The sequence below is a fragment of the Sphingorhabdus sp. genome, from assembly GCF_044239005.1.
Lineage (GTDB): Bacteria > Pseudomonadota > Alphaproteobacteria > Sphingomonadales > Sphingomonadaceae > Sphingorhabdus_B.
The window spans coordinates 25494-51051 of the sequence record NZ_JBIICH010000001.1; the positions used below are offsets into that span (position 1 = coordinate 25494).

Sequence of the window (25558 nt, forward strand, 5' to 3'; positions counted from 1 at the left end):
GGCTCTAACTACCCTTCTTTTTGGCGCGCTCGGCATCGCGCTGGGCTTTTGCTGCCTCTTTACAGGCGGGTGATGTTTTCTTGATATTCTTGATAAGGCAGGCGCGGACATTGTCGCGGCTAAAAGTCGCCAACTCTGCAGAGCAGTATTTACGAATATCGGGCATGCACGCTTGGCGCACATTGTCTTGCGCCGACAGTGGTGCAGTTGAGAGTATCAGCGCGGACGCCGTCAAAATGAAGACTGCTTTTGACATCCTTGTCTTTTCCTTCACCCAGTTATCTTTTGCGTCCCGCAACGAAGCGGCGGAATATTATTGGCATTAATTGTGCCAAAATATATTTGCAATCGCTTTTGTCGCTTGCACCAGCGGCCGTTTGCCGCAAAACATGCCCCCATGACCAACGCATCGCACAAAATGACATCACGCGCAGAAGCGCCACTGGCCGATGGTCGGCGGGAACGCAGCCGGTCTAGCCGATCGAAGATAGTCGCAGCGATGGTCGATCTGGTCGGTAAGGGCGATGTAGCGCCCAGCGCCGCGCGTGTTGCGGAGGTTGCGGGTGTTGGGCTTCGCTCCGTTTTCCGACATTTTGACGATATGGACGAGCTGTACCGCGAAATGGGGGAGGTGATTGCGGCGCAGGTGATGCCCATCATCCTCGAACCACCAAGCGGCGCTAGCTGGAAGGAAAAGCTGTTCGACATTGCGGACCGGCGGGCAGTGGTTTTCGAAACCATCCTGCCTTACCGGATTTCGGCCAATCTCAAACGCTTCCAATCGCCCTATTTGATGCAGGACTATCGCCGGATGCTGCGGCTCGAATCCGACAGCACCGAGGCGCATTTGCCGGTGTCGGTAAAGGCTGATGTGGTCGGTACCCGCAGCCTCAATGTGATATTGAGTTTCCAGACATGGCGATTGTTAAGGCATGATCAGGAACTGCCTTTTGAGGATGCCAAGGCTGTTGTGCGTCGTTTGCTGAGCGATGCCATGTCCGGCATGCCGGAGGAATGATGCAGCGCTTTGGTCTCGTTTTTGGTCTGGTGCTGCTGCTGCCTGGCTGCGGCGATGCAGATGTGCCGCCCGAAAAAATGTGCACCGGTTTGCAAGACAATGAAATGGTCTGGGTCCCGGGCGGTAGCTTTGTGATGGGGGATGATCCGCATTATGCAGAGGAAGGTCCGCCGCAGACGGTGGCCGTTAAGGGGTTCTGGATCGACACACATGAAGTGACCAACGCCCAATTCGCGGCCTTTGTAAAAGCGACCGGTTACAAGACCATATCGGAGCGCGATCCGCCCAAGCTGCCCGGTGCGCCGCCAGAAATGTTGGTCCCGGGTTCTGCCGTGTTCAATATCCCGTCGGACGACGACCCGCGTTGGTGGCGCTGGGTCGTGGGGGCGCAATGGCGCCATCCTTCCGGCCCGAAAGAGTCCATCGTTGGCCGCGACAACGAACCCGTTGTCCAGATCGCCTATCAGGATGCAGAGGCCTATGCGCGGTGGGCTGGCAAGGAATTGCCGAGCGAGGCGCAGTGGGAATATGCTGCGCGCGGCGGCGCGGTGGCATTGCCGGAACCGGTTGATGCAAAGGGCAAACCGCAAGCGAATTACTATCAAGGCGTCTTCCCGGTCAAAAACCTCAACACCGACGGCTATATCGGTCGCGCGCCGGTGGGTTGTTTCAAACCGAACGGATACGGTCTGTATGATATGATCGGCAATGTCTGGGAATGGACACGCAGCAGCGGATCGCGCGCCGATGCCAGCGAACCGGTTAATATCATAAAAGGCGGATCCTATCTTTGCGCGGCCAATTATTGCGCGCGCTATCGTCCCGCGGCGCGTCAGTTTCAGGAACGCGGACTAGGCACCGACCATATCGGGTTTCGGCTGGTCGATACGAAGAAGGCTGGGCCAGCGTCTTGACCCGCCATTGATAATATGACACTTTAAGTGCCAATATAACCATTTCTAGGGATTAATGCATGAAAGTCCTACGCACACCCGACAGCGCCTTTGCCGCAATCGACGATTTTCCTTTTGCGCCAAATTATGTGGAGATTGCCGATCCCTCGGACGGCACGGCGTTGCGTGTGCATTATGTGGATGAAGGCCCCCGCGATGCGCCAGTGGTGCTGATGATGCATGGCGAACCAAGCTGGAGCTATTTGTACCGTCACATGATCGGCCCAGTCGTCGCGGCGGGCTTTCGCGTTGTCGCGCCTGACCTGATTGGTTTCGGTAAATCGGACAAGCCCACGAAAAAAACCGACTATAGCTATGCACGCCATGTTGGCTGGATGCGCCAGTGGATTGAGGCGGTTGACCTGAGCAACATGACGCTCGTCTGTCAGGATTGGGGATCGCTGATCGGGCTTCGCCTTGTCGCAGAAATGCCGGATCGCTTTGCCAGCGTTGTGCTGTCCAATGGCGGCTTGCCCGAAGGCGGCCCGCCACCGCGCGCTTTTGCTATCTGGCGTGCCTTTTCCAAATGGAGCCCGTTTTTCCCCATCGGCAGGATCGTCAACGCCGGCGCAAAGCGTGCACTCAGCGCGGCTGAGATCGCCGCTTATGACGCGCCGTTTCCGGACAGTAGCTACAAGGCAGGAGCGCGGATATTCCCGAGCTTCGTTCCGTTCGAGAACAATGTGGCGATCCCCGACCAGAAACGTGCGTGGGAAGTGTTTGAGAAATGGGACAAGCCATTCCTGTGCTGCTTTAGCGACGGCGATCCCGTCACGCGCGGGGGCGAGAGCCGTTTCATCGGCCGCGTTCCCGGCACTGCGGGCCAGCCGCATTGCACGTTGAAGGGCGGTCACTTCATTCAGGAAAATGATCCGCAAGGCTTCGTCGACTGCATCCTAAAAGTGCGATAGTCATGAAGGTCTTGCGCACCCCCAAGGCCGCTTTCGCCGACCTTCCGAACTATCCGTTTGCGGCACATTATGTTGAGGTTGAAACGCAGGGCACGCCACCCTTGCGGTTGCATTATGTCGATGAAGGCCCCCGCGACGCTGCGCCGATCCTGCTGCTGCATGGAGAGCCGACCTGGTCCTATCTCTACCGCAAATTTGTACCCCCGCTCGCCGCCGCCGGGCACCGCGTGCTGGCACCTGATTTGATCGGCTTTGGCAAGTCTGACAAGCCTGCCAGCCGCGACGATTATAGCTATGAACGCCATGTCGCGTGGATGAGCGACTGGCTGACGCAGCTTGATCTGAACAACATCACGCTGTTCTGTCAGGATTGGGGCGGGTTGATCGGGCTGCGGCTGGTTGCGGCTTTTCCCGATCGTTTTGCGCGGCTGGTGATTTCAAACACCTATCTGCCCGTTGGGGAGAATATTGGTCCGGGTTTCGATGGCTGGCGCGCATTCAGCCAGGCTACGCCCGAATTCAAGAGCGGCCGGATCGTTGACGGCGGTTGTAACCGCGCACTGACGAGCGCCGAGATCGCCGCTTATGATGCGCCGTTCCCTGATGAGAGTTTCAAGGCCGGCGCGCGCCAGTTTCCTGTGCTCGTGCCCGTGACCCCGGACCATCTGTCAGTCGCCGAAAACGTCGCGGCATGGGCACAGCTTGAACGCTTCGACAAACCGGTGCTCACCTGCTTTGGCCATCAGGACAAGGTGCTCGGTCATCTCGATACGGAAATTCAACGACGCATCCCCGGCGCAAAGGGGCAACCGCATTGCCGGATCGACGCCAGCCATTTTTGTCAGGAAGATCAGCCGGAACAGCTGGTCGCGTTGATCCGCAATTTCATCGCTGCCTAGGCGTAAGTCCGGCGGTTAAATACCGGGCTATTCTTCAGCGGCGCGGATCACGTAAATGCGACCCGCGTCACTTGGTCCATTGAGCAACAATAGAAATCTTGATTCCAACCGGGTGACGGAAACACCACGCCTTGCATGAACCCACCTGTTTCAACGCGCGCAACGGTCGCTCCGCTGGTGATATCGAGCAGGACGATCGCTTCGCGGCGCTGATAATCATTGGTACAAATTAGACCGCTTTCGGGAAAATGCAGCATATGGCTGGCGCAGCCCAAACCATCTTTCCTCCATAATGGCACGAGCGCGCGCTTCTCTTCCTCGAAGCGGAAGCCGCAGATGACGCGATTGGCGCTGTCATATGCGATGACGATCTGCCTTGCTTCGTCCCAGAGCGGCGGGTTGGTGATGCTGCCGCCCGGCAAACCGCTGACGTCGATACACTGCCAGTCTTCAGCGTCTGCAAGTGCAACGCGAATGAGCCGATTGGGTGCCTGCGCAACGCCGCGCCCGACCATGCTTGTGCGGTAACGATGCTGGCCGTTGTCCATCAGCCAGAGGTGACGGTCTCCGATCACGGCATCCCAGCCATGGCTACGCTGGCTGTTGCCGATATAGGGGCAGGCCCAGCTATCGTCACGCCGCAGGGCAGTGCCATCCCAATGATAGCGGGTTAATGTACGCACACCCACGACATAGACGGTATTTCCAACGGCGCTGAGCCGCGCCACCGATGGCTCTGTGCAATCAAGCGGCGGGCAGACCATGGTTAAATCTTCTGGATCAATCACGCAAAGTTGCGCTGTGGAACGATCGGAGAGATTCTTCGTGACGATCAACCCCGAATCTAGGATCACGAAACTGTTATAGGGCTGATCGACCGGCAATCTGGCTGCTGCGCGGACAGTTAGATCTGCGCGGGCTAGGCGATGGATGTAGCGCCCGTAGACGGTGTAAAGGTCGCCATTGCGGTGAATGGCCATCCCGCCCGGCCACATCGGGCCGCCGTCGAGGCGGGGGCTGCGTGCGATAGGGCGCAGCGTCAACGGATCGATACGCTCGACCTGCGCGGTGGTAGGCAATCCGATCTGCGATCGCAGCGCCTGATGGGCCAGCAGAAAAATCTCGCCCGGATCGCCTAGCACGGTCATCGTCGTCATCAACCGGCGCCGCGAGGTCGCCGTGAGCCGCAGACTATTAGGCTCTGCCAGGGCCAGGGGATCGGGCGTTGACTGTAACCGCCGAGGGCCACCGTCCTCGCAGGGCCAGGGACTGGGCCAATAGCCCTTCAACTTGTAGCGCGCCGTCTGCGCCACCAGATAACGGCCGCTGTTGCTATCAATAATAGCCCGCCCACCGGCCATAACGCGATAAGCCGCGGTATCAGCAACGTGCGCACGGCGTTTGTGAAAATCTGTTTGGGCGCGGTGTAACCGTCCGGCATAGGCAGCACGTTGTTTGCCTTGGCAAAGGCGGCATAATCGGATTGCATATCCGCAAAACGTTGCGGGTCTGAACCGGACAGATCGTTGGTCTCACCGGGGTCGGTGGTAATGTTGTACAGCCGCCAGCGGCCATCGCCATAAGGCGGCAGGTTTTTGACGAGCTTATAATCGCCTTTGAAAAGCACCGCATTGCCCGACAATTCATAGCCCAATGGCTTGTCCGCCGAATGGACGGACGATGCAGCCCCTGTGAGCATCGGTGTCAGGTCCATCCCAATCATGGGCTCGACGCGGCGTCCCGAAAAACTGCCTTGCTGCGGCGCGACACCTGCGAGCTTTAGCAAAGTCAGCGGCATATCGGTGACATGCGCAAAACCTGATGTAATGCGGCCACCCTTAATCGCCGGGTTGCCCGGCCAGGCTATGATCATCGGGACACGCAAGCCACCTTCGTTCGCGGTAAACTTGTAACCACGCAGCGGCGATGCCGATGCGCTGGCAAATCCCGCACCTTGTGCGGTCAGCGAACCCGGGCGTCCCTGTTGGGCGATGCTTTGATCATAAAGAAGATTGGCGTTCCAGCGCGTAAATGCGCCCATGTGCATGGGATCAGTCGCTTCCGCGCCATTGTCCGACAGAAACACGAAGATGGTGTTTTCATATTCACCGATGGCCTTCAAATGCGTAATCAACCGGCCGATTTCACGGTCCATCGCCGTGCCCATGGCAGCATAAGCGGCCATCGCACCCGCACGTTGCCGCTTTTGCTCTGCTGACAATTTCGACCAGTCACCACTGGTACCCATGGTCACCATCGCAACGTCCGCAGGCATCACGCCTTTCGCAATCGCTGCGGCGCGGCGCTCTTTGCGTAGCGCGGTCCAACCAGCATTATAGCGCCCGGCATAAGCCGCAATGTCCGCATCGCGTGCCTGCACCGGGATATGGTTCGCGATGAAATTGACGGACGCCAGAAACGGTTTTCCGCTCGCCCTGCCGCGATAGATATAGCCGATCATCTTGTCGACAATCAGCGTTGAGGAGTAAAAGCGCTTCGGCAGTTTGGCCGGCTTTCCATCATCACTCCACTTGGTCTTGTCATAAATCAGCAGATTGGGCTTATCTTCAAAATTGTCGGCGCCCGATTGCGCCAGCGCGAGCGCGTGGTCATAGCCGCGTGCCGTCGGCAAGGTATCGGGCGTGTGGCCCAGATGCCATTTGCCGGTCAGATAGGTGCGATAGCCACCCGCGCGCAGCTGGTCTGCAATCGTCACGACGCGGTTGTTCAGATGCGACTCATAACCCGGTTTGCCGAGATGTTCCGGTGGAATTGTCTCCGGCATATTGCCCAGCCCCGCGCGGTGATTGATCACGCCGGTTTGCAGCATCGCGCGCGTTGGCGAGCACGACCCTGCCACATGGAAGTTCGAAAAACGCACACCCTTGGCGGCAAGCGCGTCGATATTGGGCGTCGCAATCTCCCCGCCGAAGGCCCCGACATCGCTAAAGCCCCAATCATCGGCCAATAGGATGACGATATTGGGGGCTTTTGCGGGCGCGGACTGTGCGCCAAGCGTGGCTGGGCTGAGCAACGCCAGCGCCGTCAATAGGTTTGCCGGTCCTTTCAGCTTCATTGGTTCCGCAAAGCCTCAAGGCAGCCCGTCTGCGCGAGCAGCGGGTCAATGCGCCCCCGCGCATTAGCATCCAACGCGGCATAGCGCGCGCGCAAATCGGCGAGGCACTTCACCTGATATTTGAAAACACCTTGCGTATAGGGCAGGCCCATCGCGGTGATGTGGAAGCTATCTTCGCCAGCCTCAATCGCCGCTGCGTTGGCGAGCAGGAAGGGCATGTAGATTTCGCCCACCTGTTGCAACCAAGCGGTGATAATAGGCGCAAAGGGCGCATCTGCCTTATCCCATTCGCCCGTTATTCCCGACATATCATCAATATGCAGCAGCCAGCGGAAGCTGTAGGGAAAATCTTTGCGCATCATCGCCTGCGCCGTGGGGTCAACGCCCAGCTGTGACAATTGGCCGTACATCCCGAACTCCGCCATGCTGGGCCGCGAACCGAACAAGCAATGTTGGTCCACCACATGCGCCTCCAGCGCACCCAAAATCGCGCGGGTTGACGCCTCGATCAGCGGGAAGTTTTCGGCGGCGCAGCCGACAATCGCCATGCGGCCGACCTGGCGGGCGCGGAACTGTTCGGCATAGCCCTGACTGGTCGCCAGCCCTCCGCCCTTCATCGCGTCAAACGCGAGCCAGCGGCTCATCTGGATCTGGTCGACCTCCTCCAGCCAGCGATAGCCGAACATCGCCTTTGTCACCCACTCATCGGCGAAATCCTCAATCAAATGCGCGATAAAGGCGCGTGCCGGATCAGCCGGGATGACCGAGCGTTCGGAATGCCGCGCCTCCAGATCATAGATGAGCGGCGTCGAGTCATTGTGAAATGTCCCATCGGGATATTCCATCACGGGGATGACGGGGGCCTTCACCTTGCTCAACGCATCGCGCGAATCTGCACCATGCACCCACAAATGCGGGATGCGGCGATAGCGCATAAGCGCGCGCATCTTCATCGAATAGGGCGATCCGAGTGCGCCGTTGATCGTATACATGGCCGTAGTTCCTTCCGTCATCGTCCGGCATGGTGTGTAATGGGCTATATTGACATTATCAATGTCAATATATGGGCGGGGACGCTGAAAGCATGTGGATAAATGATCCGATTGTTCCGCCGCTGCCTGAGCTGTTCAGCGCATTCAAAGGCGAGCGATAAGTTTGCCATTGGCGCCGTTGCAAGACGCGCGCGGCCAAAAATCAAGGTGCAACAATGCGATGTTGGGCCAGATGTTCATAGTCGGCCATGCAGGCATCTGCGACGTAGCGGGCTTCATCGTCGAGGTTGAGCGGGCGTATATCTGGCTTTTGGAAGCCGGTGCTGGCCGCGACCGCGTCATACCAATGGCTTGCCCAAATGCCGTCATCTGGGTGGATACCAGCGGGCCATGACAACATGGCGGGATCCCATGTGATGTTGAGCGCATCACATAGCAAAGCTAGCGTCTTTGCAGGGTTTTTAAGAATGTCCGCGCTGTCGACGACGGGTGGGGCATGGCCGGTCCGGTCGGCGATACGATCAAAGAACGCACGCTGGGTTGCGTAACCAAGGTCTTCGACGTTCACGCTCTCTCGCTTAACGCGGTAGCTGGCGACCATATAGGCAGGTTCGCGAACCAGAAAGGCGTGGCGGCAGTTGGTCAAATCATCGGGTTGGATTGGGCCGACCATATGGTGGGTCATTTGCTTTTGATACCATAAGGGCGCACCTCCCGGTGCCGGACCGGAAAGGTGGGCTGCTACGCTGGACCAGTCGCAATCCATATCGGCGATGACTTCTGCTGCCATGGGGTGCGGCTCGCCGCTATGTGCAAGGAAACAGCCGTAGAAGGGTTCGTCACTGACGGCGCAATCCGCGCGCGACGAAAAGCTGCGCATCATAGCCGTCGAGATGTTTCGTGGTCCCGACCACATGCATATCCGCTGCGTCAAGGCCGACTCTGGCCCGCAATATCGCGCTCGATGAAGGCGCGGTAGAGATTTTGTAGGCGCTCGACGACTGGCCCCTTTCCATCGGTCAAGACACGGCCATCGATGGTATGCGCAGGAACAACCCCGGCAAAGGTTCCGGTAACAAAAGCTTCATCGGCACCATAGACATCGGTCATGGAGAAGTTGCGTTCGAACACAGGAATATCATTCTCCCGGCACATGCGGATGACGTTGGCGCGCGTGATGCCGGCGAGGCAATAATCACCGGTGGAGGTCCACACCTCTCCCTTGCGGACGATGAAGAAATGCGTGGAATTGCATGTGGCGACAAAGCCATGCGGGTCGAGCATCAAAGCTTCATCTGCGCCCGCTTGCGCCGCCTGAATGCAAGCGGTGATGCAATTGAGTTTGCTATGCGAATTGAGCTTGGGATCCTGCACCGCCGGATCACCGCGACGGACGTGGACGGTAAACAATGACAGGCCGCGATCAACCGTTGCGGGAAGCGGGTCTTTATATTCGGCAATAATGACAATGGTCGCGGGTGAGACGACCACACGTGGATCTTGATACGGCGTTGAACGGATGCCACGCGTGACCATCAGCCGGATATGGCATTTGTCCATCTGGTTCGCGTCTATGGTGGCATAGAGGCGTTCCTTCATTTCCGCGCGGGAAATGCCGATGTCCATGGCAATTGCCTTTGCGCCTTCCCACAAACGGTCAAGATGCTGGTCCAAAAAGGCCATGCGTCCGGCGTGAACGCGGATACCCTCCCAAACCCCGTCGCCCAGCATGAAGCCGCTGTCAAAGACAGAGACCATAGCCTGCGCACGCGGCGTAAGCTGACCATTAACGTTGATGAGGATCGCGTCATTGCGCGAATCAGAGACGAAATCATGCGTTCCAAGTGCCATGTTGTTGACCGTAACGTTGGCCGGGCGGGCGCGTCAAATAGGAACGCGCAACGTCCATCTCGTAAAGCTTCGGAGAGAACCGCTGCGTCATCGCGTGTCTGACATTTGGTGGAAACGAAACCAAGCGACATCTTGATGACGCGTGCGGTTGGTTCCCCGGTAAGGATTCGAACCTCAATAGACGGAGTCAGAGTCCGTAGTCTTACCGTTAGACGACCGGGGAATAGAAGGCGGGCCTATATGCTGGTGCCCGTGCACGGTCAAGCTGCTGAATTTGGCCGGTTGCGACGATATTCAAAAATGTTGAATTTTTCACGTGCAGCGCGTATCAAGGCGTCAGGTACCGGCAGCACATCTGCCCGGATAGAAAATAAGAAGTGAGTTTACGGCTATGGGCGAGAATGTCGCGCCATCGCCGCAACAGGGACGCGGGCGTAAACGTAAAAAGCCGCCCCGTCGCAAGAATGCGGCACCCAAGGCTGCAAAACTGCAGCAGGCTTCGGCTGAGGGCGCAGCGCGTGCACACATATCTAAAGCGCCTCCTAAACCTTCCAAGGACTTTGTTCCTGCAGATAACGCAGCTTTGCGGCGTAACTGGCTTGATCGGACAGCATATGCCGCGCTCGACCTTGGAACGAACAACTGCCGATTGCTGATCGCGCGGGCTGGCGGAGAGGATTTCACCGTCGTCGATGCATTTTCGCGGGTTGTAAGGCTAGGCGAGGGGCTGACCGCGACAGGCCGGATGAGCGATGAGGCCATGGACCGCGCGGTTGAGGCACTTTCGGTATGCGCCGAGAAGTTGAGAAAGCGTAATGTCGTTCTGGCAAGGTCCGTCGCCACTGAGGCATGCCGTCAGGCCGTCAACGGCGCGCAGTTCATTGAACGTGTGAAGCGCGAGACCGGTATTCATCTCGACATCATCAGCCCACAGGAAGAGGCGCGCCTTGCCGTCATGGGTTGCCATGCCTTGCTTGAGCAGGGAACGGGACCTGCGCTGATATTCGACATTGGCGGCGGATCAACCGAGCTTGTGCTGGTGTCAACCAGTGGCAGTGTTCCCGAGATATTAGACTGGGTGAGCGTTCCATGGGGCGTGGTTTCGTTGACCGAAAGTGAACGGGCCGAGGCAGAGACGCCTGAGCGGTTGAACGCCATTTACGCAGCGATGCGCGCAAAGGTGATGGCAAGCTTTGCCGCGTTCGCCGCACGTTTGCCGGAGGATGGCGGGGACCGCAGGCTTTTGGGGACTTCGGGAACGGTCACCACGCTTGCCAGCGTCTATTTGAAACTGAACAGTTATGACCGCCGCGCTGTGGATGGGTTGTATTTGCCGACCGCCGCGATGCGCGAAATTAGCCGCGAGCTTGCCGGCCGCACTATAGAGGGGCGCGCTGAATTTCCGACCATTGGGCATGAGCGTGCCGACTTGGTCGTTGCCGGTTGCGCCATCCTTGAGGCTATTTTTGATATATGGCCCGGTGAGCGGCTGGGCGTTGCGGATCGCGGCATTCGCGAGGGCATTTTGCGTGCGCTGATGGCGAGCGATGCAAAACGCAGAAATCGGCGGAACTGAAAATGGCAGACAATTTATTCGGTGGTAAGAACTCCGGCCGGACACTGGCCGGTAAACAGAAGGTCAAGACGGCCAAGCGGCGCACCGCTGGATCAACCCGTTGGCTTGAGCGGCAGTTGAACGACCCATATGTGAAACGCGCGCAGGGCGAGGGCTATCGCAGCCGCGCGGCGTATAAGCTGGTCGAGTTGGACGAGAAGTTTCACATCTTGCGCGGCAAGAAAGCCGTGGTGGATTTGGGCGTCGCGCCGGGCGGCTGGGCACAAGTGGTGCGCAGGCAACAGCCAAAGGCAGCCATCGTGGGTATCGATCTGTTGCCGGTCGACCCGCTGGAAGGTGTTGTGTTGCTGCAAATGGATTTCATGCACGACAGCGCGCCGGATAGGCTGATTGCCGAACTCGGCTGCGCACCGGACCTCATCTTGTCAGATATGGCGGCCAACACCGTTGGCCACAAACAGACCGACCATTTACGCACAATGGGTCTGGTCGAAGCGGCCGTCGATTTTGCTATTCAGGTTTTGCAACCCGGCGGCGATTTTGTCGCGAAAGTGTTTGCTGGGGGAACCGACCCGGTGATGCTGAGCATATTGAAAAACAACTTCACCACGGTCAAACACGCCAAGCCTCCGGCAAGCCGCAAAGGATCGGTGGAATGGTATGTGATCGCGCAGGGAAAGAAAGCTTAACCCGCTTTACGCGCTTTCGCGACTGCGGCTTTCAGGGCATCAAAGCCAACCGCACCTTCCAATATCTGGTCGCCGATAATGAAGGTTGGTGTGCCACCAAAGCCAACTTGTTGCATGATCGCAAGGTTGCTTTCGACCTCGGCAATCGCTTCACGCGAGCGCGCAAATTTTTCGGCAGCGGCGGGGTTCATCCCTGCTTTTAAAGCGGCGGCACGGATGCTTTGGGCATCGGGGCGGCCACCGCTGAACAGCGCGTCATGAAATGCCTTATACTTGCCTTGCTTGGCGGCTGCGAGTGCCCATAAGGCTGCATCGCGGCTGGTCGCGCTGAGGATCGGTAGCTCGCGGATGACCACGCGGATATTGCTGTCGCTATCGATAAGCTTTTGCACATCTGCAACGCTGGAGCGGCAATATCCGCAATTATAATCGGTAAACTCGACGATCGTGACATCGCCATTGGGATTCCCGAACTCCGCCCCGGGGAAGGGCTCGGTCAGCTTAGCGCCCACGGCGCTGAGGCGCTGCGTTGCCTCACGCTTTTGCAAGACGCCAATGGCTTCTGTAATAATCTCCGGATTTTCCAATATATATGCGCGTACAATTGCCTCGGTCGCTTTGCGGTCGTTGGCGTTCATGCCCGCGGCTGCGGCAGCCTTGGCGGCCTCCTCTGCTGCAGCGCCTGCTGGTTCTTGCACGGACATGCTATCTTTTGGCCAAAACAGATAAGCGCCGATGGCTGCCAGCAAAAGTGTGGCGGCAAGAATAAGGATAAGCGGCGTGCGCGACGTCATGTTGTTCATAGCGGCCCGATTAGCCCCCGCCGCACCCAGTGGCCAGCCAATTCAGCGTTTCCGCTTCTTGAGCTGCGCAAGCTTTGCTTCGGCAACCATGTTGATGTCCTGAGCGCGTATCCAATCGGGTGAATATTCGGGCAGGCCAGCCATTGCGGTCTGCGCATTCGGCAACGCCAATTGCGGCGCACCTTCCATCAAATAACGCTCCGCACTGGCGAGGGCCGCGCGCGCGCTATCGCCCTTTTGTTCGTAAACGACGCCCAATTGGTACCAGGCAAAAGGATTTTGATTATCTTTGGTGACGGCGGCTTTCAGTACCTGAGCCGCCTCATCAAGTTTTGTCTTATCCTCGGTGGCAATCAACGCATGCCCGAATATGGCGGCGATCAGCGGCTGATTTCCCGTGAGGCTCACCGCTTTGCGTAACGGTATAATCGCGTCTGCTGGGCGGCCGGATTCCAGCAATATTTGCCCATGCAATTCAAGGAAATAGGGATCTTCGGGGGCCGACGCGACGAGTGCCGATGATTCATCCAGCGCCTTTTGCGGATAGGCAGACTTATGCCACGCATAGGCACGGGCATAGCGGGCAGGCACACTTTTGTCGCTTTCGGGATAATCGCGCATCGTTGCCGTCGGGTCCGACAGATAGCCCGTCAGCTTTGCCTTGATCCGTTTGAAATCACTCTCCCACTTCGGATTTAGCGGTGCATCCCACGCCGGATCGGCGGAATATTTGTCCTGCAGCACCGAAATACGTTCGCCCGACAAGGGGTGGGTGCGGCCATAGCTGTCCTCTTGCGGGATGCCGAGGCGGAATTCGAAATTCTGTAGCTTTTTGAAAAAGCTGATGGAGCCACGGCCCGAAATGCCTGCGGTAGAGAGATATTGCGCGCCAGACGCATCGGCTGTGCCTTCTTGTCCACGGCTATAGGCAAGGAACTTGCCCATCGCGGCTTGCTGGCCCGCGGATAATATGCCCATGCCAGCTTCGCCCGCGCCAGCCGCCATGGCCGCAGCGGCAAGTATCAAGCTGGCAATGCTGATGCCGCTCGCGACCGAAGCGCCTTCGTCGAAGCGCACGGCATGGCCGCCGACGACGTGGCCAAGTTCGTGCGCAATCACGCCTTGCACTTCGTTTGCGGTGGTCGCGGCGTCAATCAATCCACTGTGCAGATAGACCGCTTGCCCGCCCGCGACGAATGCGTTGACGGATTTGTCATTGATCAGGATGATGTCGACATTGTTCGGGTCAAGCCCCGCCGCGGTAATCAATGGCGCGGAAATTTCTTTGAAAAAAGCTTCGGTTTCAGCATCGCGCAAAATGGACTGCGCCATAACCGGGCGCACGGATATCCATATGGCAAGAAACAGCACCAATGCTGTTCGCAGGGCACGAAATACAGAATTGTTCATATGCAGTGAATGGCGCGAACTGGATGAACGCGCAATGAAGAAGTTGGGCAAAACAAAACCCCGCCAGTCCATGACCGGCGGGGCTATGTGGAAACAGTAAATCGGGTTTAACCGAACGTGCGTTGCCACCAACCTGAACGGGGTGGGCCATCGTCCGCTCCACCAGCTTCGGTTGTTGATGTTACATCCTGTGCAACATCTTTGGCAGCGGCTTTCTTGCGTGGCGCCTTGGCTTTGGCCTTTGGAGCCTCCGCCGTTTCGTCAGCTACCGCTTCAGCTTCAGCTACCGGTGCTTTTGCACGGCTGCGTGGCTTTGCGGGCGCCTTTGCTTTGGCAACAGGTGCTTCTTCTGGAGCGCTTGGGGCTTCAGTTGCTTTTGCTTCCGGTGCGTCTGCTTCTACAACGACCTTTTCAGCCTTTGGCTTTGCCCGGCTTGCACGCTTTGGCTTTGCGGGTGCTTCGACAGGCGCTTCAGCAACTTCCGCTTCAGCTGCTGCTGGGGCTTCGGTTGTTGCTTCACCTGCACCCGTTTCACGGTCGCGATCACGGCCTCTGCCGCCACGGCGACCACGACGGGCCCTTGGCTTGGCTTCGCCTTCGACATCGCCGTCAGTCTGGACTGTTTCGGCGTTGCTTTCGCCTTCTGGGCGATCTGCAGCGTTGTTTTCACCCGCAACAGCATCTTCGCCTTCCGGACGGCCATCGCGATCACGACCCTTGCCACCACGACGTCCACGACGACGTTTACGCTTGCGGCCTTCACCACCTTCGCCTTCTTCGCGTGGGCGCTCTTCGCGCGTACGGCGTGGTTCGCGCTCAGCCTCTTCGGCTTCGACTTCGTCGTCGAAATCGTCGATTTCGTCGTCGATATCATCTTCTTCGATGTCGATAATCGGCGGCAGCGCGGCTGGCCGCTCTGGACGTGGACCGGAGCTTGATACGGCAAGCTTTGCGCCTTCGGTTTCGCCATTGGGCACAATCAGCACGCGGACGTGGTAGCGCTCTTCAATCGCGGCCAGTTCGGCACGCTTGTTGTTGAGGCAGTAGATTGTGGCTTCTTGGCTCGCCTGCAGAACGATCTGGCTGCCATGACCCTTTGCCGCTTCATCTTCGATGAGACGCAGGGCGGACAAAGCAGCAGATGATGCTGTGCGGACAAGGCCAGTGCCTTCACAATGCGGACATTCGCGGGTGGATGCTTCGAGCACGCCGGTGCGCAAACGCTGGCGGCTCATTTCCATCAAACCAAAGCTCGAAATACGGCCGACCTGAATACGGGCACGGTCGTGTTTCAAAGCTTCCTTCATCGCGCGCTCGACTTTACGGGCGTTCGAATGATGCTCCATGTCGATGAAGTCGATGACGACAAGGCCAGCCATGTCGCGCAGGCGCAATTGACGAGCAATCTCTCGTGCAGCTTCCAAATTGGTGGAAAGCGCGGTTTGCTCAATGCCATGTTCTTTGGTCGAACGGCCTGAGTTGATGTCGATCGATACCAAAGCTTCGGTCGGGTTGATGACGATATAGCCACCTGACTTCAACTGGACGATGGGCTGATACATGGCGTTCAGCTGATCTTCGACATGGTAACGCTGGAAAAGCGGAACCGGGTCTGCATAATGCTGCACACGTTTTGCGTGGCTTGGCATCAGCAGCTTCATGAAGTCCTTGGCGGCTTTATATCCGTCAGGCCCCTCGACGAAGACCTCGTCAATGTCCTTATTATAGATATCACGGATGGCACGCTTGATGAGGTCGCTGTCGGTGTGGATCAGCATCGGTGCTGCACCACGAAGCGTCCGTTCACGAATTTCGTCCCAAAGGCGCGCGAGATAATCAAAGTCGCGCTTGATTTCAGGCTTCGTGCGCGCAAGGCCGGCGGTGCGGATGATGCAACCCATAGTGGATGGCAACGTCAGGTCCGAAATAATCGACTTCAAACGCTTACGGTCCGCCGCGCTGTGGATTTTACGGCTGATACCGCCGCCATGCGACGTATTTGGCATCAGAACGCAATAACGACCGGCAAGGCTGAGATACGTCGTCAGGGCAGCGCCCTTATTGCCGCGCTCTTCCTTCACAACCTGAACCAGCAAAACCTGACGGCGATGAATGACGTCCTGAATTTTGTAGCGGCGACGCAGGTTCATGCGCTTTGCACGGACTTCGTCGCTGGCCTTTGGTGCGCGGGTTTCGCCATTGCGGCCACCACGGCCACGACGACGGCGGTTGTTACGGCCGTTTTCGCCGCGCTCGCCTTCGCCTTCGTCTGACGCATCGTCGCCATTGCTGCCAAGGTCGGGTTCTTCGCCCTCGGTCATGTCGATGGTGTCGACACTGTCGTCGCTATCGACTTCAATCAGGTCGGTAACGTCGTCTTCGCGTTCTGCAGAACCCTGCATGATGTCCGAAGGCTCGTCGCTTTCTTCCTCTTCCTGCTCACGCAGCGCAGCTTCTTCCGCGGCGGCTTCGGCTTCTTCAGCCAACAAACGCTCGCGGTCTTCGCGTGGGATTTGGTAATAATCGGGGTGGATTTCGGCAAACGCCAAAAAGCCGTGGCGATTGCCACCATAGTCTACGAAAGCCGCTTGAAGCGAGGGTTCAACTCTTGTTACTTTTGCGAGGTAGATGTTGCCTTTGAGCTGCTTGTGCTCGGCCGATTCAAAATCAAATTCCTCAATCTGGTTTCCTGTGACGACTGCGACCCGGGTTTCCTCCCGGTGCCGCGCATCGATTAGCATACGCGTTGTCATTGATATTACTCCAGCGAGCATGGCGCCCGGTTGTCAGCCAAAGGCCGCTCGCTTTATTGTTGATGCAATGCCAGACGGGACGCACAGCGTTCCTGTCGGCAAAGCGATATGGTGGGAATGTATGAATTGCGTCTGCTGCTTGTGCATGGCGGGCGTGTATCGCGCGCGCTTGATTTCCAGCCCATGCGCCAGTCCCTGTGCGGGCGGCGTTGGTGGAAATATCATGCCTCATGCAGCGTCAACCTGTTAATGTGCCGAGCGGAAAAGAACCGAAGGCGGATTGGCGGGAAGATCAAAAGAAATTCCCTGTAGCTATTCGCTAGCACTCCTACGGGTTGTCGGCAAGGGCATCGCGCGAAATAGCTTGCTATTATGGACGGAAAAACCGGTTTTTAGCCTTAATGCGCCATTAACCTCGTCTGGACACCAGCGTTTACCCGCCCACCCCTTACTCTCCATTCATCAGGTAGGCGGAGCCGGGGCGTGGACGAAAAAATTTTCTGGACGAGGGCAAGGGCTAGAAGCCCTAAGTACTATATACGCGCTGCTGCGCTTTTTGCCACCTTGCCGGTTTTCGCGTCCCCCGCGATTGGCGGAGCCATTCAGCACGTTTCGGTGCAGGGGATAGTAGGGCCGCGAACAACCCAAATCGCGCCATCAATGGCATTTCGCTCTGAACCACCACAGCGGCGTTACCAAGTGACCGCACCCATTCGCTCGAACGTCGGCAAAGGCCGACCGAAAATAAGCGGCCCTGCGGACGCAAGCCTACCCCTTGTCGTCATTGATGCAGGGCATGGCGGCCATGACCCGGGCGCCATCAGTCCACATGGCGGGCAGCGCGAAAAAGACGTCACATTGGCAATTGCTAAAGCGGTGCGTGATGAAATGCTCAAAAGCGGCCGTGTCCGCGTTGCGTTAACGCGGGACAGCGATAAATTTATCGTGCTGCAGGACAGGTATCAGATCGCACGCAAGCTGAATGCCGACCTGTTCATCTCTATTCACGCGGACAGCGCCGACAATCCGCAAGCCAGCGGCGGCACCGTTTATACGCTGTCCGAAATTGCGTCCGATCGCGAGGCGCAGCGGCTTGCTGCCCGCGAAAACAAGGCGAACATCCTCAACGGCGTTAATCTGGGCGGTGCTGATGCCAATGTATCGTCAATCCTTATTGACCTGACGCAGCGCGAGACCATGAATGTGTCTGCTGATTTCGCAAAGCTGTTGCTGCGTGAGGCAACGCCGAACATGCGTATCCGTGGAAATTCGCACCGCTTTGCGTCCTTTATTGTGCTCAATGCGCCAGATACGCCGTCGGTATTGTTCGAAACGGGTTATCTGAGCAATGCATCCGATGTCAGCTTTCTGGCATCATCGACCGGACGTCAAAAAGTCGCCCGGGCTGTGGCGAATGCCATTCAGGTCCACTTTGCACGCAGGATCGTGGCCCGATAATCATCGGGTGCGATAAAAATCGCGCCAAGTTGCAGAACAAGATTCTGGACCTGTCCGGCAAATCGGCTAGAGAGGGCCGATAATGGATAACTCGTCTCCAACCACCCAAGAGCCAACTGCTATCAGCTACAGGCTGAAACGCGAAGCCGAAGGATTTATCGGCAAGTGGCAGGTCTGGTGGCAAAGCAAACGTTTTCGGCGCGCTACCTACGGGGTTGGCGCGTTTGTTCTGTTTCTCATGCTCTTTTGGGTGCTTTTTGCGCGCAATCTTCCCGATGCAGAGGCATTGATCGAATATGAATCGCCGCTGCCAACGGTGGTACGCGACGTTAATGGAGAACCATTTCACAGCTACGCCCGCGAACGGCGCGTTCAGCTGGAATATGCCGACTTCCCCAAATTACTGGTCCGGGCCTATCTCGCGGCAGAAGATAAAACATTCTTCAGCCATGGCGGTATCGATTATCCCGGTATCGTTTCGGCGATTTTTGACAATATTTTCAGCAGCAAACGCTCGCGCGGTGCGTCGACAATAACGCAGCAGGTCGCCAAAAACCTTTTGCTGACCAACGAGTATAGTTACACCCGCAAGGTCAAAGAGGCGATTTTGGCCAAGCGTATTGAAAGCGCGCTGACCAAGCCGCAGATCCTGTCGCTATACCTCAATGAAATTGCGCTCGGTCGGCAGGCGTTCGGCGTGGAAGCCGCCGCGCAGGCCTATTTCGCGAAAAGCGTTGATCAGCTTCAGCTGCATGAAATGGCCTTTCTCGCCATCTTGCCCAAGGCGCCAGAACGTTATGGTCGCGCAAAGAACGCACAGCTTGCCATTGCCCGTCGCAACTGGGTGCTGGGCGAAATGCGCAAGAATGAATGGATCACGGACGCGCAACTCGTGGCCGCCCGTGCCCAGCCGCTTGGCCTTGTTGCCCAGCGCGGTACCGGATATAAAAATGTCGGCGGTTATTTCGCGGAAGAAGTACGCCGCCAGCTCATTGAGCGCTTTGGTGAAACCGATGCCGACGGACCCTATAGCGTCTATTCAGGCGGTCTGTGGGTACGTTCATCGATGAACGCCGATTACCAGATACTTGCGACCCAAGCACTGCGCGACGGTTTGCTGCGTTATAACGCTGGCAAAGCGTGGAAAGCCAATATGGGCACGATTGACGTGTCGGATGACAAATGGGCGTCACGATTTGCAGCGACCAATATTGCCATTGATTACGCCCAATGGCGCGCTGGTGTTGCTTTGGGCAAAGGCAAAGTGGGCTTTGCTGATGGCAGCATTGCGCAGTTAGACGGCGCGCCATCGGCGATGAAAGCCGGCGATGTTATCGCTGTCGCCCCCAATGGTACGAATAGCTACGCCGTGCGCAGCGTTCCAGAAGTCGGCGGCGGCATGGTGGTGCAAAACCCATTGAATGGCCGCGTTTTGGCGATCCAAGGCGGTTTTGATAACCGAATTTCCAGCTTTAACCGCGCAACACAGGCGCAACGTCAGCCAGGTTCTACGATCAAGCCATTCGTCTATGCGACGGCGCTTGATAACGGCATGACGCCGACATCCATCATCGTCGATGGACCATATTGCGTGTGGCAAGGGGCATCGCTCGGCCAAAAATGCTTCCGGAACTTCACCGGTAATGGTGCAGGGCCGCAAACGATGCGTTGGGGGCTTGAACAATCGCGCAACCTGATGACGGTGCGTGCTGCCGCGGAATCGGGGATGGACAATGTGACCGACACCTTCCGCGATTTCGGCATCGGCGATTATCCGGATTATCTTTCTTATGCCTTGGGCGCGGGTGACACGACCGTGCTGAAGATGGTCAATGCCTATTCGATGCTGGTCAATCACGGCCGCGAATTGAAGCCGACGCTCATCGATTTTGCGCAGAACCGGAAAGGCAAAGTCATTTTTCCGGCCAAATGGAAACCTTGCAAGGGCTGCCGCGCAAAGGATTGGGACGGGAAGCCCATGCCGCGCTTTGCTGCTGCGGGTAAGCAGGTCATGGACCCAATTACCGCGTATCAAGTCGTCCACATGCTTGAAGGCGTCATTGAACGCGGCACGGCGGTTACATTGCGCGAACTGGATCGCCCGTTATTTGGCAAGACCGGCACGACAACTGGCCCCACCAACGTATGGTTTATTGGTGGGTCGCCACATCTGGTTGCAGGGCTTTATTTGGGCTTTGATCAGCCGCGGAATATGGGTGGCTATGCGCAGGGTAGTTCACTTGCAGCCCCCATCTTCAAACAATTTGCGCGGTCCGCGATGGCCGGCATGCCAAAGACACCGTTTATCGCGCCCGCGGGAACCCGGCTGGTGCGCATCGACCGAAAGAGCGGCAAGCGCGTCTATGGCGCTTGGCCGGGCAGAGACCCCATGAGCGCGGTGATTTGGGAAGCATTCAAGGCCGAGACCGAACCGAAGCGCTCCATTCGCCAAGAGGAGCTAGCGGCCCGCGAAGACAAGCCCAAGGAAGCATCCGAGGCGCAGTCCAATAGTGCAACGCGATCGTCGACATCGGCGAGCACCAGCGTCGGGACAAAACGCGATCAGGAGTTTATCCAGCAAGAGGGCGGGATATACTAAACATTCGCCCAATATAGGGCGTTTCGTCCTATATTGGGGCGCCAATTTGGTAAGCCGAAGAACGTTCGCGCAATTAGCTGGCTTTGACTTCGCGGGCGTTTCGGTTAAAGGCCGCGCCTGACATTTTTCATTCCCGTGGAGTTTCCCCATGCGCGCCGACGCAGAAGGCTATGTTGCCCGCATTGATGCTGCCCTTAACCTGGTCAAGATGTCGCTTGATTGGGACCGCGCATTGCGCCGCCTTGATGAGTTGAACGCAAAGGTGGAAGACCCGACCTTGTGGGATAATCCCAAAGCCGCTGAAGAGGTTATGCGCGAGCGCCGCCGCCTTGATGCCGCCATCAGCACCGTGCGCGAAATTGACGCCGACAAGAGCGGGACGGTCGAACTGATTGAGCTTGCCGAAATGGAAGGCGATGCAGAGCTGGGCGACGAAGGTGCCGCATCGCTTAAGGCGTTGGCGGATCGTGCCGACAAGGACAAGGTCATGGCGCTGCTGTCGGGCGAGGCCGATGGCAATGATACCTTCATCGAAATTCACGCTGGCGCAGGCGGCACGGAAAGCCAGGATTGGGCCGAAATGCTACAGCGCATGTATTATCGCTGGGCCGAACAGCGCGGTTATAAAGTCGAAATGGTGGATTATCAGGCCGGTGATCAGGCCGGAATCAAGTCGGCGACGTTGCTGGTCAAAGGTGAAAATGCCTATGGCTATGCCAAGACAGAAAGCGGCGTCCATCGTCTTGTCCGCATTTCGCCTTATGACAGCGCCGCCAAGCGCCACACCAGCTTCTCCAGCGTTTGGGTCTATCCTGTCATTGATGACAATATCGACATTGAAATCAACGAAGGCGATTTGAAGATCGACACCTACCGCGCGTCAGGCGCAGGTGGGCAGCACGTTAATACGACCGACTCCGCCGTGCGTATTACCCACAAACCGTCCGGCATCGTCGTGGCCAGCCAAAATGATCGCAGCCAGCACAAGAACCGCGCAACCGCGATGGGCATGTTGAAGGCGCGCTTGTACGAGGCGGAGCTTCGCAAGCGTGAAGAAGTCGCATCGGGCGAATATGCGGCCAAAACCGAAATCGGCTGGGGCCACCAAATCCGTTCTTATGTGCTTCAGCCCTATCAAATGGTGAAAGACCTGCGCACCGGCGTGACGTCGCCAACACCCAGCGATGTGCTGGACGGCGACCTAGACAATTTCATCGCCGCCGCATTGGCCCAGCGCGTGACAGGCGAGGCTGTTTCCGTCGACGATGTTGATTGACGCTTAGTCGCCCGGAGACGCTGAAGACCCCGCCAATAGGCCGCCGTCCAGATGCACTTCGCTTCCGGTCATATAGGTGGCGTCATCGGACGCGAGCATCAGGGCAATTGCAACGCCGCCAATTCGGTACGTTTCCTGTATTCAAAGGATATTTGACCACTGCATCGCTGTGTGGCGGCTATCTGAGCCGTGTGAAGGGCGTTTGCACTCTTTAGCCTTGAATCACTGGACCTACTCCAATTAAGCAGGCCACAAGGATTAACAGCGTTACGGGAGAGAGCAAGTGAGTGAGCATCAGGACTGGTTTCCAATTCCCGAGACGGCTGCCCGTAACACGCAATGCAGCGCTGCAGATTATGACCTTATGTATGCGCAAAGCATCAGCGCGCCCGATGCATTTTGGGCGGAGCAAGCCAAGCGGATCGATTGGTTCACGCCGCCGACGAAAATTGGCAACTGGTCGTTCGACCCCGTGTCGATCAAATGGTATGAAGACGGTGTATTGAACCTCTGCCACAACGCCGTTGACCGCCATGTTGCCGCGGGGAAGGGCGACGCGATCGCCTTTATCTTTGAGCCTGATGACCCGGCCAAAGATGCGCGCCGGGTTTCCTATTCCGAACTGCTGGCAGAGGTTAAGCGCATGGCTGGCGCGCTCAAGACCCTTGGCGTTGGCAAAGGGGACCGCGTTACAATTTATATGCCCATGTGCGTTGAGGGCGCGGTTGCGATGCTCGCCTGCGCACGGATCGGCGCGGTGCACAGCGTTGTTTTTGGCGGCTTTTCGCCTGAGGCGATTGCTGGACGTATAGAAGATTGCGGGAGCCGGTTTGTGGTCTGCGCAGACACGGCGTTGCGCGGTGGCAAGTCGGTGCCGTTAAAGGCGAATATTGATGTGGCGCTGACAAAAGTGGACGGCGTCGATGCCGTTTTGGTTGTGCAGCACACAAGCGAACCTGTTGCGATGCAGGCTGGCCGCGACCATTGGTATCACGACTTTGGCGCGTCGGATGATTGCCCTTGCGAACCCATGAACGCCGAAGACCCGTTGTTCATATTATATACCTCAGGATCAACGGGCAGCCCAAAGGGTGTGCTGCACACCGTCGGTGGCTATTCGGTATGGACCGCGAGCACATTTCATTATGTCTTTGACTATCGTCCCGGAGAGGTCTTCTTTTGCTCCGCCGACATTGGTTGGGTCACAGGGCACAGCTATGTCGTCTATGGGCCGTTACAAAATGGCGGCACCAGCCTGATATTCGAAGGCATTCCAAGCTATCCCGATAGCGGGCGTTTCTGGGACATTATTGACCGGCATCAGGTGAACATATTCTACACGGCGCCAACGGCATTGCGCGCGTTGATGCGCGATGGCGATGCGCCGGTTCTGGCGCGCTCGCGCAAGTCGCTGCGCTTGCTGGGTACGGTGGGTGAGCCCATCAATCCCGAAGCTTGGCGCTGGTATCACGCAACGGTGGGCGAAGGGAAATTGCCCATTGTCGACACATGGTGGCAGACAGAGACGGGCGGCGTGATGATCACAACCTTGCCCGGTGCGCATGGCATGAAACCGGGCAGCGCAGGGCGGCCTTTCTTTGGCATTCAGCCGCAGTTGGTGGATAATGAAGGCGTCGTACTTGCCGATGAACATATTGGCGGCGCAACATCGGGTAATTTGTGCATTACGCACAGCTGGCCGGGGCAGGCACGCACCGTCTATGGCGATCATGACCGTTTCGTGCAGACCTATTTTTCGACCTATGCAGGCAAATATTTTACAGGCGACGGCTGCCGCAGGGATGAAGACGGCTATTACTGGATCACGGGCCGCGTTGACGACGTCATTAACGTATCGGGCCACCGCATGGGCACTGCCGAGGTGGAAAGCGCGCTCGTGCTGCACGACAAGGTCGCAGAGGCAGCCGTCGTTGGATTTCCGCACGATATAAAAGGGCAGGGCATATATTGCTACGTAACCCTGAATGTCGGGGAAGAGCCGTCGGACGAACTTCACGCGGAACTTCGGCAGCAGGTGCGCGTTGAAATCGGACCAATTGCGTCGCCCGATCATATCCATTTCACCACTGCACTGCCCAAAACGCGATCGGGCAAAATCATGCGGCGCATATTGCGTAAGATTGCCGAAAATGATTTTGGTGCGCTGGGGGATACGTCAACGCTTGCTGACCCAAATGTTGTCGATGCGCTTATTGCGGGACGGCAAAACCAGTGACGTCGACAAAGCGTTAGAATTCCGGCGTTCGCCTTTACTTGACGCTTGCGTCAAGTGCCGCGACACCTTAACAGATACGCGTTAATCGCGCGATTAAATGCGCCATATTGGGAAAAGCTTCATGACCGATTCTCCAGCAAAAACGGGTCCCTTAAAAGGCATTAAGGTCGTTGAACTCGCTGGAATTGGACCGGGGCCATATGCGGGCCAGCTGCTGTCTGACATGGGCGCTGATGTCATTGTGATTGACCGGCCCGGCGGCTCGATTGTTCCCAAGGCGATTGATGCGCGGGGCAAAAGGTCGATGGTTCTTGACCTGAAAAAACCGGAAGCTGTCGCGGCGCTGTTAAAGATTGTCGCAACTGCCGACGTCCTTATCGAAGGTCTGCGGCCCGGCGTGACCGAGCGTATGGGTGTTGGCCCCGATGTCTGTCACGCCATTAACCCGCGCTTGATCTATGGCCGCATGACCGGCTGGGGACAGACCGGCGCATGGAGCCAGATGGCGGGTCATGATATCAACTATATCGGTATGACCGGCGTATTGAACGCGATTGGCAAAGACGGTCAGCCGCCCGTTCCGCCGCTCAACATGATCGGTGATTTTGGCGGCGGTTCCATGTTCCTCGTCAACGGCATCCTTGCTGCAATCATTGAGCGTGCGCAGACGGGCCGTGGCAATATCGTCGATGCCGCGATTGTCGATGGCACGCATAGCCTGATGAGCTTTGTCCACGGCATGGCCGGCCTTGGCCAATGGCGGACGAAGCGTGAGGCAAATTTGCTCGACGGTGCCGCGCCATTTTATCGCTGCTACATGACGGCCGATGGCAAGTTCATGGCGGTTGGCTGCATCGAGCCACAATTTTTTGCCGCGATGATGGAACGTTTGCCCATCGATCGTGAGGCCTACGGTGCACAGCATGACCATGCCGCATTCGCGAAGCAGCATGAAATGCTGGAGGATGTGTTCGCCACCAAGACGCGTGATGCTTGGGAAGCGATTTTTGCCGGCACCGACGCATGCGTAACGCCGGTGCTCGACTATGTTGAGGCGG

20 protein-coding genes, 1 tRNA gene and 1 pseudogene are annotated in these 25558 nt (G+C 57.4%); 11 read left to right on the plus strand and 11 right to left on the minus strand.

The annotated features are described in order from the left end of the window. Positions 1 to 4: 4 nt before the first annotated feature. The gene (locus ACILQA_RS00110) at positions 5 to 274 is read right to left on the minus strand and encodes a hypothetical protein (RefSeq protein WP_395627847.1); all 270 of its coding nucleotides are present in this window, start codon (positions 272 to 274) and stop codon (positions 5 to 7) included. Between the two features lie 123 nt (positions 275 to 397). Here ACILQA_RS00110 and ACILQA_RS00115 point away from each other — a divergent pair, with 123 nt between their 5' ends. From ACILQA_RS00115 to ACILQA_RS00130, 4 genes are read left to right on the plus strand one after another with little or no spacing between them, the layout of a single operon-like run. Further along, positions 398 to 1018, plus strand: a complete 621-nt coding sequence (locus ACILQA_RS00115; RefSeq protein WP_395627848.1) for a TetR/AcrR family transcriptional regulator — start codon at positions 398 to 400, stop codon at positions 1016 to 1018. Then, complete coding sequence (locus tag ACILQA_RS00120) at positions 1015 to 1932, plus strand: formylglycine-generating enzyme family protein (RefSeq protein WP_395627849.1); 918 nt, start codon at positions 1015 to 1017, stop codon at positions 1930 to 1932. Before ACILQA_RS00115 ends, ACILQA_RS00120 begins: the two co-directional genes overlap by 4 nt. A gap of 59 nt (positions 1933 to 1991) precedes the next feature. Further along, entirely contained in the window at positions 1992 to 2882 is an 891-nt protein-coding gene (locus ACILQA_RS00125) for a haloalkane dehalogenase (RefSeq protein WP_395627850.1), read from the plus strand. Between the two features lie 2 nt (positions 2883 to 2884). Beyond that, on the plus strand, positions 2885 to 3781 hold the full coding sequence (locus ACILQA_RS00130; protein ID WP_395627851.1) for a haloalkane dehalogenase: 897 nt from the start codon (positions 2885 to 2887) through the stop codon (positions 3779 to 3781). A 47-nt stretch (positions 3782 to 3828) separates the two neighbouring features. Here ACILQA_RS00130 and ACILQA_RS00135 read toward each other — a convergent pair whose 3' ends face one another. From ACILQA_RS00135 to ACILQA_RS00160, 6 genes are all read right to left on the minus strand, one after another. Continuing rightward, positions 3829 to 4938, minus strand: coding sequence for a hypothetical protein (locus tag ACILQA_RS00135; protein ID WP_395627852.1), 1110 nt, complete (start codon positions 4936 to 4938; stop codon positions 3829 to 3831). 128 nt (positions 4939 to 5066) lie between these two features. Next, a complete protein-coding gene (locus ACILQA_RS00140; protein ID WP_395627853.1) occupies positions 5067 to 6857 on the minus strand; it encodes an arylsulfatase in 1791 nt (596 codons plus the stop codon). After that, complete coding sequence (locus ACILQA_RS00145) at positions 6854 to 7849, minus strand: glutathione S-transferase N-terminal domain-containing protein (protein WP_395627854.1); 996 nt, start codon at positions 7847 to 7849, stop codon at positions 6854 to 6856. Before ACILQA_RS00145 ends, ACILQA_RS00140 begins: the two co-directional genes overlap by 4 nt. Positions 7850 to 8051: 202 nt before the next feature. After that, the gene (locus ACILQA_RS00150; RefSeq protein ID WP_395627865.1) at positions 8052 to 8765 is read right to left on the minus strand and encodes an HAD family hydrolase; all 714 of its coding nucleotides are present in this window, start codon (positions 8763 to 8765) and stop codon (positions 8052 to 8054) included. Positions 8766 to 8779: 14 nt separating this feature from the next. Then, positions 8780 to 9700, minus strand: a complete 921-nt coding sequence (locus tag ACILQA_RS00155; RefSeq protein ID WP_395627855.1) for an aminotransferase class IV — start codon at positions 9698 to 9700, stop codon at positions 8780 to 8782. Between the two features lie 149 nt (positions 9701 to 9849). Continuing rightward, positions 9850 to 9923 (minus strand) — tRNA-Gln (locus ACILQA_RS00160). Positions 9924 to 10091: 168 nt separating this feature from the next. On the opposite strand from ACILQA_RS00160, the gene ACILQA_RS00165 reads away from it, so the two are divergent. Together ACILQA_RS00165 and ACILQA_RS00170 are read left to right on the plus strand one after the other, a co-directional pair. Further along, positions 10092 to 11276, plus strand: coding sequence for a Ppx/GppA phosphatase family protein (locus ACILQA_RS00165; protein WP_395627856.1), 1185 nt, complete (start codon positions 10092 to 10094; stop codon positions 11274 to 11276). Between the two features lie 2 nt (positions 11277 to 11278). Beyond that, positions 11279 to 11965, plus strand: a complete 687-nt coding sequence (locus ACILQA_RS00170; RefSeq protein ID WP_395627857.1) for an RlmE family RNA methyltransferase — start codon at positions 11279 to 11281, stop codon at positions 11963 to 11965. On the opposite strand, the gene ACILQA_RS00175 is transcribed toward ACILQA_RS00170, so the two are convergent. From ACILQA_RS00175 to ACILQA_RS00185, 3 genes are all read right to left on the minus strand, one after another. Beyond that, on the minus strand, positions 11962 to 12768 hold the full coding sequence (locus ACILQA_RS00175) for a DsbA family protein (RefSeq protein ID WP_395627858.1): 807 nt from the start codon (positions 12766 to 12768) through the stop codon (positions 11962 to 11964). The two genes, ACILQA_RS00170 and ACILQA_RS00175, sit on opposite strands and share 4 nt — an antisense overlap. A gap of 42 nt (positions 12769 to 12810) precedes the next feature. Beyond that, positions 12811 to 14178 carry a M48 family metalloprotease gene (locus ACILQA_RS00180; protein WP_395627859.1) on the minus strand — a complete coding sequence of 456 codons (1368 nt, stop codon included), beginning with the start codon at positions 14176 to 14178 and terminating at the stop codon, positions 12811 to 12813. 107 nt (positions 14179 to 14285) lie between these two features. After that, positions 14286 to 16931 (minus strand): ribonuclease E/G, encoded by a 2646-nt coding sequence (locus ACILQA_RS00185; protein ID WP_395627860.1) that lies wholly within the window; start codon positions 16929 to 16931, stop codon positions 14286 to 14288. Between the two features lie 483 nt (positions 16932 to 17414). Here ACILQA_RS00185 and ACILQA_RS00190 point away from each other — a divergent pair, with 483 nt between their 5' ends. The 3 genes from ACILQA_RS00190 (at position 17415) to prfB (ending at position 22264) form a co-directional block, all read left to right on the plus strand. Then, positions 17415 to 18389 carry an N-acetylmuramoyl-L-alanine amidase gene (locus tag ACILQA_RS00190; protein WP_395627861.1) on the plus strand — a complete coding sequence of 325 codons (975 nt, stop codon included), beginning with the start codon at positions 17415 to 17417 and terminating at the stop codon, positions 18387 to 18389. An 82-nt stretch (positions 18390 to 18471) separates the two neighbouring features. Then, on the plus strand, positions 18472 to 20988 hold the full coding sequence (locus ACILQA_RS00195; RefSeq protein ID WP_395627862.1) for a penicillin-binding protein 1A: 2517 nt from the start codon (positions 18472 to 18474) through the stop codon (positions 20986 to 20988). Between the two features lie 148 nt (positions 20989 to 21136). Beyond that, on the plus strand, positions 21137 to 22264 hold the full coding sequence (gene prfB / locus ACILQA_RS00200) for a peptide chain release factor 2 (RefSeq protein ID WP_306063984.1): 1128 nt from the start codon (positions 21137 to 21139) through the stop codon (positions 22262 to 22264). Between the two features lie 3 nt (positions 22265 to 22267). On the opposite strand, the pseudogene ACILQA_RS00205 reads toward prfB, so the two are convergent. Next, a pseudogene (locus tag ACILQA_RS00205) lies at positions 22268 to 22375 on the minus strand (short-chain dehydrogenase); the annotation flags it as partial. A gap of 172 nt (positions 22376 to 22547) precedes the next feature. Between ACILQA_RS00205 and acs the strand changes: the two are divergent. Next, a complete protein-coding gene (gene acs / locus ACILQA_RS00210; RefSeq protein WP_395627863.1) occupies positions 22548 to 24500 on the plus strand; it encodes an acetate--CoA ligase in 1953 nt (650 codons plus the stop codon). Positions 24501 to 24621: 121 nt separating this feature from the next. Continuing rightward, positions 24622 to 25558 (plus strand): CaiB/BaiF CoA transferase family protein (locus tag ACILQA_RS00215; protein WP_395627864.1); only part of this gene is annotated, 937 nt, incomplete at its 3' end.

Excerpts from the sequence above, each read along its gene's own strand:
- ACILQA_RS00115 (WP_395627848.1), top strand. The coding sequence starts at position 398 with ATGACCAACGCATCGCACAAAATGACATCACGCGCAGAAGCGCCACTG.
- ACILQA_RS00120 (WP_395627849.1), top strand. The coding sequence starts at position 1,015 with ATGATGCAGCGCTTTGGTCTCGTTTTTGGTCTGGTGCTGCTGCTGCCT.
- ACILQA_RS00125 (WP_395627850.1), top strand. The coding sequence starts at position 1,992 with ATGAAAGTCCTACGCACACCCGACAGCGCCTTTGCCGCAATCGACGAT.
- ACILQA_RS00130 (WP_395627851.1), top strand. The coding sequence starts at position 2,885 with ATGAAGGTCTTGCGCACCCCCAAGGCCGCTTTCGCCGACCTTCCGAAC.
- ACILQA_RS00135 (WP_395627852.1), bottom strand. The coding sequence starts at position 4,938 with ATGACGACGATGACCGTGCTAGGCGATCCGGGCGAGATTTTTCTGCTG.
- ACILQA_RS00140 (WP_395627853.1), bottom strand. The coding sequence starts at position 6,857 with ATGAAGCTGAAAGGACCGGCAAACCTATTGACGGCGCTGGCGTTGCTC.
- ACILQA_RS00145 (WP_395627854.1), bottom strand. The coding sequence starts at position 7,849 with ATGTATACGATCAACGGCGCACTCGGATCGCCCTATTCGATGAAGATG.
- ACILQA_RS00150 (WP_395627865.1), bottom strand. The coding sequence starts at position 8,765 with ATGTGGTCGGGACCACGAAACATCTCGACGGCTATGATGCGCAGCTTT.
- ACILQA_RS00155 (WP_395627855.1), bottom strand. The coding sequence starts at position 9,700 with ATGGCACTTGGAACGCATGATTTCGTCTCTGATTCGCGCAATGACGCG.
- ACILQA_RS00165 (WP_395627856.1), top strand. The coding sequence starts at position 10,092 with ATGGGCGAGAATGTCGCGCCATCGCCGCAACAGGGACGCGGGCGTAAA.
- ACILQA_RS00170 (WP_395627857.1), top strand. The coding sequence starts at position 11,279 with ATGGCAGACAATTTATTCGGTGGTAAGAACTCCGGCCGGACACTGGCC.
- ACILQA_RS00175 (WP_395627858.1), bottom strand. The coding sequence starts at position 12,768 with ATGAACAACATGACGTCGCGCACGCCGCTTATCCTTATTCTTGCCGCC.
- ACILQA_RS00180 (WP_395627859.1), bottom strand. The coding sequence starts at position 14,178 with ATGAACAATTCTGTATTTCGTGCCCTGCGAACAGCATTGGTGCTGTTT.
- ACILQA_RS00185 (WP_395627860.1), bottom strand. The coding sequence starts at position 16,931 with ATGACAACGCGTATGCTAATCGATGCGCGGCACCGGGAGGAAACCCGG.
- ACILQA_RS00195 (WP_395627862.1), top strand. The coding sequence starts at position 18,472 with ATGGATAACTCGTCTCCAACCACCCAAGAGCCAACTGCTATCAGCTAC.
- prfB (WP_306063984.1), top strand. The coding sequence starts at position 21,137 with ATGCGCGCCGACGCAGAAGGCTATGTTGCCCGCATTGATGCTGCCCTT.